This window comes from Bradyrhizobium sp. Kon37 (assembly GCF_055807535.1).
The window spans coordinates 1-16,963 of sequence record NZ_JBVVOY010000005.1 but is presented as its reverse complement, the minus strand read 5'-3'; the positions used below and the strand labels follow the sequence as shown (position 1 = coordinate 16,963).

General features: G+C 60.7%; 15 protein-coding genes. 10 read left to right on the top strand and 5 right to left on the bottom strand.

Features of this window, described 5'->3' with window-relative positions; all coding sequences use genetic code 11:
- Positions 1-4: 4 nt before the first annotated feature.
- From AC0L3J_RS13595 to AC0L3J_RS13580, 4 genes are all read right to left on the bottom strand, one after another.
- The gene (locus AC0L3J_RS13595; RefSeq protein ID WP_473347332.1) at positions 5-1,618 is read right to left on the bottom strand and encodes an acyl-CoA synthetase; all 1,614 of its coding nucleotides are present in this window, start codon (positions 1,616-1,618) and stop codon (positions 5-7) included.
- 156 nt (positions 1,619-1,774) lie between these two features.
- Positions 1,775-2,263, bottom strand: coding sequence for a DUF2059 domain-containing protein (locus tag AC0L3J_RS13590; RefSeq protein ID WP_473347331.1), 489 nt, complete (start codon positions 2,261-2,263; stop codon positions 1,775-1,777).
- Positions 2,264-2,309: 46 nt separating this feature from the next.
- Positions 2,310-3,527, bottom strand: a complete 1,218-nt coding sequence (locus AC0L3J_RS13585; protein ID WP_473347330.1) for an OpgC domain-containing protein — start codon at positions 3,525-3,527, stop codon at positions 2,310-2,312.
- 312 nt (positions 3,528-3,839) lie between these two features.
- Positions 3,840-6,890: an ATP-binding protein gene (locus tag AC0L3J_RS13580; protein ID WP_473347329.1), complete on the bottom strand. Its 3,051-nt coding sequence runs from the start codon at positions 6,888-6,890 to the stop codon at positions 3,840-3,842.
- Positions 6,891-7,181: 291 nt separating this feature from the next.
- Between AC0L3J_RS13580 and AC0L3J_RS13575 the strand changes: the two genes are divergently transcribed.
- The 8 genes from AC0L3J_RS13575 (at position 7,182) to AC0L3J_RS13540 (ending at position 15,368) form a co-directional block, all read left to right on the top strand.
- Positions 7,182-7,682, top strand: coding sequence for a hypothetical protein (locus AC0L3J_RS13575; protein WP_456766390.1), 501 nt, complete (start codon positions 7,182-7,184; stop codon positions 7,680-7,682).
- Positions 7,683-7,723: 41 nt separating this feature from the next.
- On the top strand, positions 7,724-9,127 hold the full coding sequence (locus AC0L3J_RS13570) for an MATE family efflux transporter (protein WP_456766391.1): 1,404 nt from the start codon (positions 7,724-7,726) through the stop codon (positions 9,125-9,127).
- Positions 9,128-9,306: 179 nt separating this feature from the next.
- The gene (locus AC0L3J_RS13565) at positions 9,307-9,852 is read left to right on the top strand and encodes a hypothetical protein (RefSeq protein WP_456766392.1); all 546 of its coding nucleotides are present in this window, start codon (positions 9,307-9,309) and stop codon (positions 9,850-9,852) included.
- A 579-nt stretch (positions 9,853-10,431) separates the two neighbouring features.
- Positions 10,432-11,742, top strand: coding sequence for a tyrosine-type recombinase/integrase (locus tag AC0L3J_RS13560; protein WP_473347328.1), 1,311 nt, complete (start codon positions 10,432-10,434; stop codon positions 11,740-11,742).
- Positions 11,739-12,761, top strand: coding sequence for a hypothetical protein (locus tag AC0L3J_RS13555; protein ID WP_473347327.1), 1,023 nt, complete (start codon positions 11,739-11,741; stop codon positions 12,759-12,761). The genes AC0L3J_RS13560 and AC0L3J_RS13555 overlap by 4 nt, the downstream gene beginning before the upstream one ends.
- Positions 12,762-12,881: 120 nt before the next feature.
- Positions 12,882-13,109, top strand: coding sequence for a helix-turn-helix transcriptional regulator (locus tag AC0L3J_RS13550; protein WP_473347326.1), 228 nt, complete (start codon positions 12,882-12,884; stop codon positions 13,107-13,109).
- Positions 13,110-13,117: 8 nt separating this feature from the next.
- Complete coding sequence (locus tag AC0L3J_RS13545) at positions 13,118-14,380, top strand: virulence-associated E family protein (RefSeq protein ID WP_473347325.1); 1,263 nt, start codon at positions 13,118-13,120, stop codon at positions 14,378-14,380.
- A 544-nt stretch (positions 14,381-14,924) separates the two neighbouring features.
- On the top strand, positions 14,925-15,368 hold the full coding sequence (locus tag AC0L3J_RS13540; protein ID WP_473347324.1) for a phage integrase central domain-containing protein: 444 nt from the start codon (positions 14,925-14,927) through the stop codon (positions 15,366-15,368).
- Between the two features lie 51 nt (positions 15,369-15,419).
- Here the strand turns inward: AC0L3J_RS13540 and AC0L3J_RS13535 are convergent, their stop codons facing one another.
- The gene (locus tag AC0L3J_RS13535) at positions 15,420-15,599 is read right to left on the bottom strand and encodes a hypothetical protein (protein ID WP_473347323.1); all 180 of its coding nucleotides are present in this window, start codon (positions 15,597-15,599) and stop codon (positions 15,420-15,422) included.
- A gap of 297 nt (positions 15,600-15,896) precedes the next feature.
- Between AC0L3J_RS13535 and AC0L3J_RS13530 the strand changes: the two genes are divergently transcribed.
- Both AC0L3J_RS13530 and AC0L3J_RS13525 read left to right on the top strand, forming a co-directional pair.
- A complete protein-coding gene (locus AC0L3J_RS13530) occupies positions 15,897-16,202 on the top strand; it encodes a hypothetical protein (protein WP_473347322.1) in 306 nt (101 codons plus the stop codon).
- A 608-nt stretch (positions 16,203-16,810) separates the two neighbouring features.
- A partial coding sequence (locus AC0L3J_RS13525; RefSeq protein ID WP_473347470.1) for an NYN domain-containing protein occupies positions 16,811-16,963 on the top strand: 153 nt, incomplete at its 3' end.

The following is a 16,963-nucleotide window of genomic DNA, read 5'->3' as shown; positions in this document are numbered from 1 at the left end:
AGCTTCAGGTCCCAAAATTCTTCTGGATCGCCTTGTCGAGCGTTTCGCCGCCGACGAAGCGCTGGCGCAGCTCGCGCTTGAGCAGCTTGCCGCTCGGGTTCTTGGGCAGGGCATCGACGAAGATGACGCGCTTGGGCACCTTGAAATGCGCCATCTGGCCGGCGCAATGCTTGATCACCATGTCCTCGTCGAGCTTCTCGCCGCTCTTGACCACGACGACCGCAGTCACCGCCTCGATCCAGCGCGGATCGGGCAGGCCTACCACCGCAACCTCGGAGACGGCGGGGATGCGGTAGACCATATCCTCGACCTCGCGGCTCGCGACGTTTTCGCCACCGGTCTTGATCATGTCCTTGACGCGATCGACCACGGTGATGTGGCCCTCGTCATCGACGGTGGCGAGATCGCCGGAGTGAAACCAGCCGCCGGAGAACGCCGCCGCCGTCTTGACCGGATCATTGTAGTAGCCGGAGAGCAGATGCGGCGAGCGGTGCACGATCTCGCCGACTTCGCCGACCTTCACATCCTCCATCGAGCTGTTGACCACGCGGGTCTCGACATTGAGCACGGGCTTGCCGGCAGAGCCGGCCTTGCGCAACTGGTCCGCGGGACCCAGCACGGTCGCGAGCGGCGCGATCTCGGTCTGGCCGTAGAAATTCCAGAACTTCACGCTGGGCAGGCGGCGCTGGAGTTCGAGCAGCACCTCCACCGGCATGATCGAGGCGCCGTAATAACCCTTCTGCAAGGTCGACAAATCCGTCTTGTCGAAATTGGGCGAACGCAGCATCGCGATCCAGATCGTCGGCGGCGCGAAGAACGACGTGATCCTGTGCGCCTGGATCAGTGACAGAATGTTTTCGGCCGCAGGCTTGCCCGTGATCACACCGGAGGCGCCGAGATAGATTTGCGGCCCCAGGAACACGTCGAGCTGCGCGCAATGATAGAGCGGAAGCGCGTGCAGGAATTTGTCGTCCACGCTCATGCCGCCGTCGATGATGCAGCTGACATACTGCCACATCACCGCTTCATGGGTCAGCATCGCGCCTTTGGGCAGCGACTCCGTGCCGCTGGTGTAGACGATCTGCGCGGGATCGCGGCTGTCGACGGACGCCTCGAGGTACGAGCCGTCGGGGCTGAGGAGATCGTCGAAAGTGGTGAGGCCCGCGGGCGCGGTGGCGGGATCCTCGCCCGGCAGCCAGATCATCTTCTCGACCGCGCAATCCCTGGCGCTGGCCGCGCGCGCGGGCTCGACGAAATCGGGGCCGGCCGCGAGCAGCTTTGCGCCAGAGCTCTTCAGGATGAAATTGATCTCGTCCGGATTGAGCATGAAGTTGATCGGCACCAGCACCGCACCGATCCGGGCCAATGCGAACCGGAGCGCCGCAAAGGCGTGCGAATTGCGCGAGAGCACGGCGAGGCGGTCACCCTTTTTCACGCCGAGGCCAAGCAGGCCGCGAGCGAGCCGATTGCAGATCGTGTCCATCTCGGCAAAGGTCCAGCTCACATGGCCACAGCTCACCGCGAGCTTGCCCGGATCGCGGCCCGCCGCACGGCGCAGGAGGTCGCCGATGGAATGCTCGCGGGCCTTCGATATGGTCGCTGCGATGTCGCCGGTCATTTCCGTTCCCCTGAATTTTCTCATTGCGTGAGTGCCGCTCTGAGCACACGTCGGACCATGGCATTCACGCGCTTCTTGTTCTTCAAAAGCGTAGTCGGGGCAACCGGCCGCGTCAAATCAGCCAGCGAGCGCGGCGCCGTTACGCAAGAATTGAGATCAGAGCTTGTGCCCCTTCTGGCGCAGCGCCTCGATCAGGCGCTGCTTCAACTCGTCGGCTGTCTTCTGGCCGACATCCTGGCCGATCTGCGCGCTTGCCTGCGCCAGCGCATCCGACTTCTCCAGAAGCTTCTTCCCGGCCGGCTGGCCATAGAAGGCCTCGATCTGGCGCAGCTCGTCGATGCTGAAGCTCTGGGCGTAGAGAGCGGCGACCTGATCGACCATCGAGGTGAGGGCCGGAGTGTAGATCCCGGACCCGGGTGCCGTCACCGCATCATAATCGCGCTCGATCTCCGGCCTGTCCTGCGCGACCACGGGCCTCAGCTTGAGCAGGAGCTGCGGCAACAGCGCGCGATACTGGTCCGCGATCTTCAAGGTGACCACGAGCTTGCGCGCCGCGCTCATCGCCTCCGGCGAGGGTGCTTGCGCTGATGCGCCCGAGATCAGGAGCAGGAGGGTGCCGGCGATCGTCAACACAAGTCTGGACATAAACTTCTCCGTTGGATCTCTCCACGAAAATGCAGGCCGGCGAACCTCAACGACCCGCGGGCGCCGCGGCTGACCTGTCCGCAGGCGCGCGTTCCAGGACGGTGTCGGCCTCCTCGATCTCCGTCACCTTCACGAACAGGTTCGGCACCCGCTCGGTCCGGTCGAGCAGCCAGGCGGCTGCGATCATGATAGCGATGCCGACGACGGAGACCGCGAGCTGCTCCCAGACGCCCTTGGTGTATTGCGTCAGGATCCAGTGCGCCGAGAACGACAGGAAGACACCGAGGCAGAAGATCGGGAGCGAATGCTGGCCGCAGAGGATCACAGGGCGCAGCCAGACCCCGTGCAGGGTCCGCCATTTGCGCGAGATGAGGTGAGTGACCCAGATCGCCAGCGCCAGGAAATGCGTGAAGCGCAGCATGTCGAGGTCGGTCTTGTCGATCGGGTAGATCGCCTTGATCATCCATTTCGGGATCAGGGCTTCGAGCACGGGGACGTGCCAGGTCATCACGATCAGCAGCGCGAAGGCGAGCCAGGCCGCAGCCAGCGCCATTGCCGCCCTGGACCACACCCATCTCGCGATCTTGTCGATCTGGCCGATGCCGCACCAGGCCGCGAACACGAACATCAACTGCCAGCAGAACGGGTTGAAGTACCAGTGCGTGCCGGGCGGATAGGAGGCGACGTTCCAATCGAACCAGCGCGCCAGCACGTAGAGCACCACGGAGCCGGCAAGCGTCAGGTTCGGCCGGCGCACCAGACACCACACGATGAAAGGCGAGGCGAACACCAGCGTGATGTAGAGCGGCAGCACGTCGAGATTGACCGGCTTGTACTTCAGGAGGATCGCCTGCCCGATCAGCTCGTCCGGATGCGACAGGAAATTGAAGACGTTGAACTCGTGCTCGTACATCGGATTGTCGAAGCGGCGCGCGGTGCGGGCGATCTGCGCCGTGAACAGCAGGAACAGCATGATGTGGGCGACATACATCTCGATCGCGCGCCGCCACAGCCGCTTCAGCGCGGCGAGAAACCAGCCGCCGGCGACGATCGGCCCGTAGATCCAGCCGACCAGATAACCGGAGATGAAGACGAAGAATTCGGCGGCGTCGCTGAAGCCGTAATTACGCAAGGTCAGCCAGGCCACGACGTCGTGCGGGATGTGGTCGAGGAAGATCATCCACAGACCGATGCCGCGGAAGAGATCGAGCCGCAGGTCGCGCTCGACCGGCGCGAGCAGCGCTGACTGGTCCCGTGTGATCATGGCCCCGCCTCGTTCGGTGGGCGTCGCGCCGTCGCGGCGCCGGAAAATCGGATGCTAAAAAATTGAAATCAAAAGTCGCCTGGCCGTGTGGCCAGGGCCGACGGTAGCCGACCGTGCTGCGCGTGCAAGAGCATAGTCATCGGAGCGGACCGCACCAGCGGGCCCTCCTCCGCGCTGCACCGTGGTGGCCCTTCAAAATAAAAGGGCGAAAACAACCCCATGCACAGTAGCTAACCCATTGCGACGCCTGCTGAATTTATTTGACACGTCGGGCAGATTTCGGCCGCGATGGCAGCCCGGCCGCCGCTGCCGTCAACTTAGCTCGTCACCCGTCGCCTGCATCTCGTTGAGCATCGCTTCGGCTTTGTGCCGCAGCGGCAGCGCGCCGCTCTCGGCGGCGATCGCGATGGTCGCGCGCAGGGCGCCAAGGATCGCCGCCTTGGCCTCCGCATCCGACGGCGGCGTCACCACAGCCTCGCCGAACAGCGCCTCCGCCTCCAGACCGGAGAACCCCTGTTGCCGCGCGGTGTTGCGGGCCTCGCGCAGCATGTTCTGCGCGGCCTGGACGTCGCCGAGACGGTGGGTGGCGAGCGCCAGGTAGATCGAGCTGCGCAGCACCGCCGAGGTATAGCCGACCGCCTTCGCCTCCTCACGCGCCTCCGTCAGCATGCCGCGCGCCCGGTCGAACAGCCCCTGCTCCAGATAGGCCATGCCGAGGTGGCAGGCGAGCACCGGCACGAACAGCCGGATGCCGTGCTTCTGCGCCAGGACAAAACCGTCCTCGAGAATGGCCGCGGCCGCCGCCGGCTCGCCGCGGCCGAGCATCAGCCAGCCGCCGCTATAGGCGGCGGCGACCCGGTCGTAGGGGCGGCCGGTTTCCTCGGCGATCGCTGCGGCTTGCTGCTGGAGCTGGTCGGCGGCATCGAACTCGCCCATGACGGTGTGGGTGATGCTGTTCATCATGCAGCAAAGTAACAGGGCAGGCTTCGGTGTCGTGCCGAAAGGAGCACTCGGCTCCGGCCCCGCCAGTTGGGCACAGGCTCGCGCGAACAGACTGTCAGCTTCACGATAGCGTGCGGCAAGGAAGTACACTTGGCCCAGACCGTATTGCGCGGCATTGAGCCAACCCGGATTGCCCGCCCCCTCCGCGAGGCGCACGACCTCCTCACCAATCGTAACTGCTTCGAGCGGGGTGCCGTAGAAGTTCTGTGCGGCAGCCATCACGGTCATGGCGGCGACCTTCCGTCCGATGTCGTTGATCGCGTCGGCGCGGCGCTCAGCCTCTTTGCCAAGGTTGAACCAGTCGGCGATCTGGCCAGAGGCGATAAACGCCGCACGCGCCTCGATGCGAACATCAACGGCGTTCGCTTCTCTCGAAGGAGAGATCGGGGTCTGATCCAGCGATTTCATCGCGATCTCGAAATAGTCAGCCGCATCGACGAACGCCGACCGTGCAAGACATTTTCGCGCCGAGGCTCTGCCGTAGCTGAACGACTTGGTCCAATCCTTCGCTCGCGTGGCATGATAGCAGAGCTTGTCTGGATCGTCGGCTCCAACCTCGCCGCCTTCCAAGGCCGAAAGAATGCGCGCATGGATGTCTTCGCGCGCCCTTTCGACCATGGAGTCGTAGGTCACCTGCCGGACCATCTCATGCCGGAATTCCAGCGCATCTTCCAATTCGCTGTCGATCCTGACCAGTAGCTCGGCGCGATCGAGTGCGACGAGGCATCTCTGCAAAACATCCTCGGGCAGGGCCGCGATCTTCCGCAGCATGACTTCGCTCGATCTTGGCCCCAGACTAGCGGCGATCTGCAAAACGGACCGTTCCTGCTTCGACACCCGATCGAGGCGTGCTGCAATCACGCCTTGGATACTTGTGGGAATGCCGAGCTCGTCAATCGGACGCACGAGTGCGAGGTCGCCCCATTGGCCACGTAGCGTACCGCTGTCCTTCAATCCGCGGCAGACCTCCTCAATGAACAGGGGAACGTTAGCGGTATGAGAAATGATCCGGCTCTTCAAATCCGCGTTGGTTTCCGAGGAGCCGAGCATGTCTGCCAGCATGGCGAGTCCCGAATCGTCGTCGAGGGGCCGCATTGCGACGATCTCGGCCTGACAGCGCGCAATCCAGACCGGCATGCCATTTGGCCGGGAGGTGAAAAGCACGAGAAGGCCGGCCTCCTGCAACGACGCGATGGCAGCCACGACGCCGTCGCTCGCCCGGTCGATCCAGTGCAGATCCTCCAGCAGGAGCACCGTTCGCCCGCGATTTGCCAGGCTTCCGGCGATGGCACAGCTTGCATCGGAGATGGCTCGTCCCCGTGCATGAGGCTCCAGTTCATCCCAATGCGAATTCGATATAGGGCGATCGAGCACTGCATCGAGCGCACTTTGCTGAATCGATGGCAGCCCCTGTCGAATATCTCCCGGGCTGTCCGGCTCCCTTGCCGCGTCCATGGCCGACAGCAAAATCCGCTTGAGGGTGCTGAAGGGGGCACCCTGGAGATTCGGGCTGCACTCGGCATCGATCAACCGCCAGCCATCGGCCTTGAGCTGCTGGGCAAACTCGTGCGCCAGCCGCGACTTGCCGATACCAGCATCACCCAGCAGCAGCACTGTCTGCCGGCTTGTCGCGGCGCTTCCCGCACTGCGCTCCAGCAGCGCGCGCTCGGTCGTGCGATCGACGAAACGGGAGACGCTGCGAGCCCTTCGCACCCGCCAGCTTGACAGGTCGCTCGCGCCCACGATCCGATAGACCGGCACGGGTTGGCTGAAGCCGCGCAGTGATTTTCCGCCCAGGGATTCAAAGCGGACATGCCCGTCGGCGAGCTTCTGGCAGGCCTCGGAGACGCAGATCTGGTTCGCCTCAGCCGTCGCCTCCAGCCGAGCGGCCAAATGCTGGGCCGCGCCGCCGATCTCGTAGACCTTGGAGAACTCGCTGGCGACCATGTAGGCAACGACATGGCCGGAGTGGAGACCAACCCGGACCTGAAGCCCGGGATCACCAAGGCTCGCGACGCGCCGAACCAATTCTATCGCAGCGTGGCAGGCCAAGGGCGCATGATTGTCGTCCGCAATGGGGGCACCGAACACGGCGGCAAGGCCGTCGCCCAATTCCTTGCTGACGATACCGCCGAACTGCCGAACCGCCCCCCTCATAGCGGCCAAAGCTGGCTCCAGGCGCGAGACCGCCTCCTCCGGATCGAGCTCTGCAACAAGCCCGGTGGAATCGACGACATCGGCCCGGAGAATTGTGACAAACCGTCGTTCACTGTCGGGATCGGAGCGGCGCACGCCTGCACCGCAATTGGGGCAGCGGCTGTCGCTTGGTTCGATCGTCGACTGACATGCCGTGCAAAGCATTCCGTGCTCTCAAGACCTTGCAGCGGGACGGTCGGTAGGCCACTGCGAACGATGGCGACAGGATCGCCTATGAAAACCCGCTTAGCAACGGGGCATGCGATGCATCCCAGACAAAGCGCCCCCAGAAACGGTTGCTGATCTGGACGATTCACAGTCCTGGGTGGTAGCTTGCCAAAAGCCGCGCGAAGAAGATGCTACGAGTAACGGGCACAGGCTCGTGTTCTAACCGTCAAGCTTCGCAGAGCTGCATATTTCCCAGGGAAGCCAAGCATTGATTGAGGGACAAAATACATGGGCATGAGAGTTTACACGGGTAAGCCATTTAAGGACTTGATGAATGGTAATTACTATCCATTGGAGAACATGAAGAAGAGCGTAAAGAAGCTCAAAGCCTCGGAAAATATCCATCTCCCGACATTGGAATACGGCCAGTATCACCTGATTTTGACGCCGAAGAGCAAGTGGCCGCAGGGCAGCGCGAAGCACTGGCACAAGGAGAAGGGCCGTGCGCGCGTCGACCTCACCTTCCAACCGAATACCACGCCGCTGTCGAAGGACGAGCCGGACGTGATTCCGCTGACGCGATGTGCCTTGCTCGATGCCTGTGTCCGGAAGTGCTTCAACTCGGAGCCTCCGATTCCGATGAAGACCAACATCATCACGCATGCGTCGACGGATCGTAACGCCGATCGGCACGAGATCCGGCTGGAGTGGGAGTACGAGGCCGACAGCAAGACGCCCAAACTGCTCAATTTGACGATGGTCTGTCCGCACAAGCCACCCAAGTCCTGACCTCTGGTCGGACCCGACAGTTCGACAACAAGGAAGGTCCGTTGTCGCCGCCCCCTCGCCCAGTCGCGAATACGCTGCTCGACGGACCGATCCTGCGGACGCTGCTCTCGCTCGCCTGGCCGAACGCGCTCGCGTTTTCGGCCGGCACCTTGGTTGCGATCGCGGAAACCTCCTATATTGGGAAACTCGGGATCGAAGCGCTGGCAGCAATGGCGCTGGTGTTTCCCTGCGTGATGCTGACCATGAGCATGTCGGGCGCGGCGATGGGCGGCGGTGTGGCGTCGGCCATTTCCCGCGCGCTCGGCGCGGGTGACCGCGACCGGGCGGAGAGCCTGGCCACGCACGCACTGCTGATCGCCGTCTTCTTCGGCCTGGTTTTCACGCTTGGCATGCTCATCGGTGGCCGGCAACTGCTGGAGTTGCTCGGCGGCAAGGGGGATGTGCTGGCGCTGGCAGTCGCCTACAGCCAAGTGTACTTCGGCGGAGCCGTGCTCACTTGGCTGGTCAATATTCTAGCCGGCGTCCTGCGCGGCACCGGCAACATGAAATTGCCGTCGCTGATGATCGTCAACTCTGCGATCTTGCAGATCATCCTTGGCGGAACGCTAGGTCTTGGTCTCGGACCCGTACCCCAATTCGGGATGCCGGGGGTCGCGACAGGGTCGTTGATCGCGTATTCGATCAATATTGCGATTATGAGCTGGTACCTGTTCTCCGGCCGGGGTCGCATCATTCCCCGGCTGAATGGGTTTCGTATGCGGTGGCCGTTGTTTGCCGACATCCTCAAGGTCGGCGTGGTCGGCTGCTTCTCCCCACTGCAAAATACGCTGACGAACCTCGTCTTGACTCACATGCTTGCCGTGTTCGGCACCGCGGTCCTCGCGGCTTATGGCATCGGCGCGCGCCTGGAATACGTGCTGGCGACCATCGCCTTCTCTGTTGGCATCGGCTCGGTGCCGATGATTGGCGTTGCAATCGGCGCGGGACGCATCGCGCGTGCCCGCCGGATCGCCTGGACGACCGGCCTCGTGGCACTGGTTGTTATCGGGACGCTAGCGTGCGCGGTTGCTCTCTTCCCCGGACCGTGGGTTAGTCTCTTCACGGACGACGCCGAGGCGGGCACCGCCAGCCGGCAATTTCTCCGCACCGTCGCTCCGTTCTATGCCTTCATCGGGCTTGCCTCGGCGATGTATTTCTCGTCGCAGGGTGCCGGGAATGTGCTCGGTCCAGTGCTCGCGCAGACCGCACGGCTGCTCTTCATCGTGCTTGGCGGCTGGTATCTGGTCTCGCAGACGGCAACGACCGAGAGCTTTTTCTCGCTCACGGCTGCTTCAATGATGTTGCTGGGCCTCCTTTCCTCCGCCGCAGTTGCGTTTACACGCTGGGGGCCTCGCAACGCCGATGCGAAAGGCCCGCTGACCTTGGCCGGTGCGGCCGACAAATAAGAGCGCAAGACATGCACAGTGAGACGCTCTCAGATTGCTTTCGTTGACGCCACATCTTCGCGAATGATAGCGTTCGCAGGTAAGCTTGGGGGCACAAGCGTGGCTCGTCGTTGAGCTCGCTGCCGTGGAATACTTGCCAGTATCTGTGCCAGTACGCGGCGAAAAATCGAGAGCGATCAATGGGCGCAATCTACGACGATCAAAAGTACAAAGACCTGATGAACGGCAACTACTATCCGCTCGAGAACATGAAGCGGAGCGTTGCCAGGCTTAAGGCCTCCAAGCAGATCGACATCGAGACGATGGAATACGGCCAGTATCAGCCGATCCTGTCGCCGCTGGAGACATGGCCGAACGGCAGCGGCAAGGTGTGGTTCAAGGCACTCGGCCATGCCCGCCTTCAGCTCACCGCCCAGCCCAACACAACGCCGCTGTCAAACGACGAGCGCGTCGTGGTCCCGCCGACGAAATGCGCATTGCTGGATGCGTCCATCCGCAAGTGCTTCAACTCGGAGCCGCCGATCCCGATGAAGGCCGACATCCGGCAACACCAGAAGGACGACGCCAATTCCGACCAACACGAGATTCGTCTGATCTGGGAGTACGGCAATGGCGAGGACCACGCGCCGACATTGCTCAATCTGACCATGGTCTGCCCCCATGCAGCCAAGCCGCGACAGGCGGATGCCTCAGCCGAGGCCCGGCAGGAGCTCTCCGAAAAGTAAGACGCACTCTGGCGGCAACGCCATCCGATCTGGCGCGGGCTGGCACTTTGCGGCCCGTGCTTTTTTTGTGCGTGCTTTCGAAGGACGCTGAATCACGAGACCACGCCTCCCCACCAGCAAATGCTCGGCGCGACGTCGAGCAAGGCGCGGCATGATTTCCTCGGCAGTGCCGGCGAAACGACGCTCGCCTGCCGGCGACTACGGGGACAGTGCACTCAATAGCGGTTGTCGAAATCGCAATGGCTGCCACGTCCGAGTTCGGCGCTGTCGGCGCAACGCTCAACCACCTGAGGCAGCCGCAAGGGATTCGCCGGAGCCCGTGACACTCACGCACGGCTCCCCCAAAACAAAAATGGCCCGCTTCAAGCGGGCCATTTTCTGATCGGGACCGGTAAGGTCCGAACTTGGTTGCGGGGATAGGATTTGAACCTATGACCTTCAGGTTATGAGTATGAATTTCACAGTTTTCTGGACTTATCCCAAGGCTTCCTGCTTTACCTAAGCCACTCAAAATACTAGTGAACTCTGGTATCGCGATTTCCCGAGATATCCGGCCATTCCCGTTCCGGTGGCGACTCGGTGGCGATTCTGGGGGTCAATGTGCCGGTCTTGAAGCTTACGAAAAGGGCGATCGACGCGATCTCGCCGGTCGAGAAACCGACCATCTTTTACGACAGCGACCTGACTGGCTTTTGCCTCAAGGCGCTCCCCTCCGGTATAAAAAGGTGGTGTGTCGAATATCGCAGCGGCGCTGGCGGGCGAAGTGTCGGCAAGACCCGGATGGTCCTCGGATCGACCTCGGCCATGACGCCGGATCAGGCGCGCCTTGCGGCCAAATCGGCGCTGGCAGCGGTAGCGCTCGGACAGGACCCCGCTCGCAAGCGCTCGACCGAGCGCGCGATGCCGACGTTTGCCGACTTCGGCGAGCGCTATCTTAGCGAGGAAGCCGAGACAAAACTCAAGCCGCGCACGGTCGTGAATTACCGCATCTATCTGCGCAAGCACGCCGCTCCCCTCCTCGGCACCCGGAAGCTCGATGCGCTCGACAGCGCCGACGTTTCGAAGATGCACCGGAAGATCGGTAAGGAGACGCCGATGACCGCGAATCGGGTCGTCGAGTTCGTTGGGTCCGTCTTTCGATACGCCGCCGTCTGCGGCCTCGTCGCCAAGGGGCACAACCCCGCGAGTCATGTCCAGGCATTCCGCGAGCAGCGCCGCGAACGGTTCCTGAGTTCGGCGGAGCTGGGGCGCCTGGGTGACGCCATTCGTGAAGCGGAAACGGTGGGCATTCCGTGGGCTGTGGACAAAGACCAGCCAAACGCGAAGCATGTCCCGAAGAACGGTCGCACGAAAATCGGGCCTCATGTCGCCGCCGCCTTACGCCTATTGATCCTCACCGGAGCTCGACTTCGGGAAATTCTCGAGCTCAAATGGGAATATGTCGATCTCCAACGCGGACTGCTTCTGTTGCCGGATAGCAAGACAGGGCAGAAGGCGATTATTCTCAACGCTCCCGCCGTCGCTATTCTTGAAAAACTGCCCCGGGTTGATGACTACGCGATTGCCAGCGATATCGCGGGCCAGCCACGCCATGATCTCAACAAGCCCTGGAAGCTTGTGAGCACGCGATCGGGCTTGGATGGGGTGAGAATTCACGATCTTCGTCACACTCACGCTAGCTATGGTGCTGGCGCTGGCTTTGGGCTGCCAATCATCGGCAAATTGCTCGGCCACACGCAACCGGCAACAACGGCGCGATATGCGCATCTCGACAACGATCCCTTGCGCAGGGCTTCCAATGAGATTGCCTCTCAGATCGCAAAAGCGATGGGCGAAACCTTCGAAAATCCCGCGGGAAAAGAATTTGCTGGTGCTGAAAGCAACCCATGAAAGTTCTTTCCGAGAAAGAGGTCCAAGGGCTGTCCGAAATTGAATCCTACCGTTGGCTGTTCGGAGTAGAGGACTATTTCGATATCCCCCCTAATGAGCGACCAGCGCTCGAGCTCGACATTGATAGTGAGATTCAAAGGCTTCTCGATCGACAATCTAACAAGAACGCAAAGATTCGTCTGACAATGGATGTGCCAACCGTCCGGCGCATTATCCGGCTGCTCGAGGACGATCCCTCCCCGTCCCCATTTTTTGCTGGCCGTCACCTACTTTGGCGCTCGCTGGTCGCAGCCAATCGTGTGCTGGCTATATCCGAAACAGCTCAAAAACGGACAATGCAAATCGAAGAACTGACGACAGCGGCCGATGCGCTTCGTCGGAAGATCGAGACGATCGATAAGTTCGATATCGTCAGTCTTTTCGATAGTCCCTACAATTTGGACGGCTCGACCTTCGAGGCCGACGATTTTACACGACGCATGATGTTCGCAGAGATCCACAATCGCGATTTAGAGCCTTTACTAACCGAGCTTCACTATCGCCTAGGCAATTTACGTCGGGATGCCCAAGCCGAAATCGAGCGCCTGTCGCCAAGCTCCAATAGGGGAGACATTTGGCGACAGACGCTCGTCGAAGGTATCGGCTATACTTGGCGGCTCATGACCGGAAGCAACCCTGCGCGGGGTGGGCCATTCCAGGACTTTGCCGAGGCGGCTTATCACAGCGTTGGTGGAAGCGATTCAGTTGAACGGCAAATTCGGACCGTTCTGGATAACGTGGCCAAGCGCCCGGAGCATGACCATTTCGATCGCGACAGTTTTCGATACGACGCTAACGACGATGGATACGTTCCAATAACGGAACAGCGCGATGGTCAGCGTGTCATTCAACGCAGCTCCGCTTGGGCGCCATATTATTTCGATCCTTATCTAAACAATCCAGACTTCGAGCCCTTCGGCGAGGACGCCGAGGCTGTTCAGGCCGCTCGGAGACGGCGGGCCCAAAGCCGGACGGAATAGGACGTCGGAATATTCCTAATCCGTCCAGGACGGATCGATCTCATTTTTTTCTGGCGTTCCGCATCTGCCAGATCATTCCTCCAGCGATCTACAGGTCTCTCATCTTGCATGGAGAGACCTATGACTGATTCGACATCTGCTACCGGCCAGCAGTCGGTTTGGCTGACCCGTAAGGAAGCGGCCGGCTATTTGAGGCTGGGCGAGAGCACCTTGGCAAAACTTTTCGTGTCTGGCGACGGACCACCGGCAATCAAGATCGGGCGATCTGTGCGCTATTCCTCTTCTGATTTGAACCAATGGATGGCTGCCAAGCGCCGCAGGTCCACTTCCGACACGGGCGCCGGCTAGAGGACCCAATGGAAAATTTTGAAATGATCGCGCGGTGGATCGATAGCCCGGCTGAGTCGCCGACGGTCGATTGGAAGACGGGCCTTCTCCGATCAGAACACGGTGCGCTGAAGCCGCTGCTCGCCAACGCCATTACGGTGTTGAGCAACGCGCCCCCGTTCGCCGGAATCATTAGGCTCGACCAGTTCGCAACACGGATCATGCTCGTCGGAGCACCGCCATGGGATTGTGCAGATGCGCCATGGGCACCGCGGCCTTGGTCGAGCAGTGACGATATTCGGGCGGCCGAGTGGCTCCAGCGTCAGGGAATCGCGGTGAATTCCAACGTGGCGGCCCAAGCAGTAACAGCGGTCGCAGAGCAACAGAAATTCCACCCGGTCATCGAGTATCTGGATCGATGCCGGTGGGACGGGAAAGCGAGGCTGGCTACATGGATGGCTAAATATCTGGGTGCAAAGGACAACATGTACCACAGCCAAGTGGGGCGGTGTTCGCTGATTGCCGCGGTGGCACGTATCCGGCGCCCGGGATCGAAGGTCGACACGATGCCGATCTTGGAAGGTGCCCAGGGGCTCGGAAAGTCTACGTTGCTCCGGGTTCTCTTCGAACCCTGGTATTCGGATGAGATTGCAGACTTTGGAAGCAAAGATGCGGCAATGCAGTTGAGCGGCGCTTGGCTGATTGAAATCTCAGAACTTGATGCCATGTCTCGCGCGGATGCCGGACGAATTAAAGCTTTTATCAGCCGGACAACGGACCGTTATCGTCCGCCGTACGGGAGCAGGGTCATTGAGCAACCGCGGTCCTGCGTCTTTTGGGGAACAACAAATTCCGATGGTTACTTGAGGGATGATACCGGCGGCCGCCGGTTCTGGCCAGTAAGGGTCGAACAGGTGGACATCGGAGGACTTTCAGCTGACCGGGACCAGCTCTGGGCGGAGGCTCAACATGCCTACTCAGCTGGGGAAAAGTGGTGGTTCCAAACTCAAGATGTGCAAGCGGCAGCCGCCGATGAACAGCGCGCGCGATACGAAGGCGATCCCTGGGAAAATATGATCGGGAAGCACGTTGCAGCTCGGTCGTTCATCACTATTCCAGAAATCCTGTCAGACGTGCTCAATTTGCCGGCTGGTCAGTGGGGACTGCGGGAGCAGGTCCGTGTGTCCCGATGCCTACGATCGCTGGGCTTCGAAAAATGTCAACGACGCAAGGGCAAAGATCGGATTCGCGGCTTTAGGCCTATCGTCAGTGACCCGGTCAACAAAGCTTAGGCGGCGGGCACCGGTGACAACGTGAGGGTGCGGCCTGAAATTCTCTTATTCTAACGTATGTCACTGATGTCACCCCGTCACGAGTCATTGAACATACACACGCGCGCAAATGGTCCTTTGGACTTTGGTGAAGAGGGCCGTGACGGGAGGCTGTTATCTACTAGCGGTGGGAGGGTCCCGGGTCGTAGTTGGCACGACTGGGTCCTCCCCCGGCCCCTCCCCCATACGGCCCAAGCGCGCCCCGAAAATTCGCCAGCCAGTTCGGGCAGTTCTTGGGTTGACACGGTTGACAGGTTGACACGCAAGCGCCTCGCCGAGCTACTCTGTCGAAAGAACTTGCCGGAGCAGTGAGCGAGCACCGGGGGTTTCGAATTTCACTCCCTGGAGGGAGAGGAACTGGAATCGAACCTTCTCCGTGTAGCCAGTAGCCCCTTGCCGACGCCCTCGACACGCCGCCAGCGCCGCCGGAAAATTGCCCAGGGCCTCAACCCCATCGAAGAACGCGACGGCGACGGCGACATCCCCGACTTCGGCGATTTGGCCGATGAAGTGCGAGAGGCGCTTTCGGCCGGCTTCCGTAGCGAAAAAGCACAACGCACAATGGAAGTCGACACGGAAGACCTACGCGGCCCCCTTGCGGTCCAAGGCGGTGGACACCATCACCACCGACGACGTGCTGGCGGTGCTAAAGCCAATTTGGACCACGAACCCCGAAACCGCCTCGCGCGTGCGCGGTCGCATTGACAAGGTTCTGGACGCCGCGAAAGCCAAGGGCCTCCGAGAAGGGGAGAACCCTGCCTGCTGGCGGGGCCATCAAAACCATCTGTTGCCAAAGCCCTCCAAACTGGCGCGAGGCCACCATGCGGCGGTGCCCTACGAGGGAGGTCGCTGCCTTCCTCGCCGATTTGCGGCAGCGCCAGGCAACGGCAGCGTTGGCGCTGAAGCTTTTCATGGGACGATGTCTCCGCCATGGTCGGTCAAAGACTGAACAACAAGGTTCTGCTCCCCGTGCGGGCTGATCGCGGTATGAGTACAGCCTTTAGTCCACCTGCGGCTCCAAGCGGACGAGCCGTCGATCACCGCACCAAAGTTCTACGGGGTGCTCGTCCACCATCGCAGCGGCCCTTTCCTTTGCTTCGACCTCCCCCGCGCAGTCGACCAGATCCAAATTCAAGGCATTGCCAAGCTCGTCGAGCACGTAAATCTGATAGATCATCATGATCCCTCGCTCTCGCCGAAGGCCCGGTGATACGTCAGTTGAGCTAACATAAGTCTGGGATTGCCAGAATTTCCCGGCATTAGTCAGATTCTTGTTGGCAGAAGCGAATCATATTGGCATGCTCCTGTAACCGGGCTGGCAGGTTCATCTCTCATCTATTTACACCCGGGTTCCGAAGCAACGGCAACGCTGCGGCAGGCATTTCAGTACGAGTTGTTTTGGGTCAGCGTATGCAACTCCTGAGGCCGCCTTTAGGTGGCCTCTTCGTTGAGCACTCAATTCTGCGGGGACATTGCAATGGCAAAACCAGCCGTTTCCCTTGATGCTTTTCGTGGATTATTCGCATTTTACGCGGTGAAAGCTCATCACGACCATAAAACCAAAGGCGAGGAATCTCTTTTGAGGTTGTTCGGGTCTGCGGAATACATTCCTGATCGCCTACTGCAGCAAGGGTCTGAAGCAGCTGATCTACTCGGTCCGGAAATGGTTGGATGTGTAGTGGAGCCGCGCGCCCGTGAACTCGCGAGCGGCGTCGCGCGGTACGATCATGCGAGTGATTTTCTCCAGGCGCTCCTGCGAGACCTCGGGCGAAAAGTGCAGTAATCAGTTGCGCAGTTTCCGCGATCATCTTGCCGCGCCTCTGATCAATATTGGAATCTTCTGCCCCTCACGCATGCGCCCCGTGCGTCGGCCTATTAGCTTATCGATTTCAACCGCGTCTTCTCCCTAGGTCTGGGGAGGTGCGTGGCGCCTCACTCTTAGAGGAGAGCGACCAAGCTGCCTTGAGATTTGATTTTGGTACGGAGCCGCCAATAGCATTTGGAAGATTTCCCTGCTGGCCCTGTAACGAGCTGCAGCCCTGCTGCACTCGCTGCCCATCAACAAAGGGGTGCCCGACCAGTCAGTGACTGACCATCGCCAGGCACGACCGCGCCTATGTATCGACCAATCAAAGAGAGCAAAATCGCCAGCTTTCATCCGGGGACACCTTCAATGCGCACTTCGAAATGGTCAGGTTGAAATTTGACGGGAGAACTTTCGGGCAATGGCAGAGTTCCACCGCAGATACGTCGGATTTTAGTTGAAGCTTAAAACGTTCGGCGCTACTCGACGACCTGCGGTGGCTACCCATATAGAATGCGACCGAAAGCTTTGCGTCACGAATGTCAAGACGTTTTAGCCCGACTTGCCCCCACCGAAAGCCTAGACCGATGTTCCATTCACCTACCGACAAGATCGCGCTCTTCATCGATGGAGCCAATCTCTACGCGACGGCAAAAACTCTGAGCTTCGACATCGATTACAAGCGCCTGCTGAAGGAGTTTCAGAGCCGCGGGACGCTGCTGAGGGCGTTCTACTACACC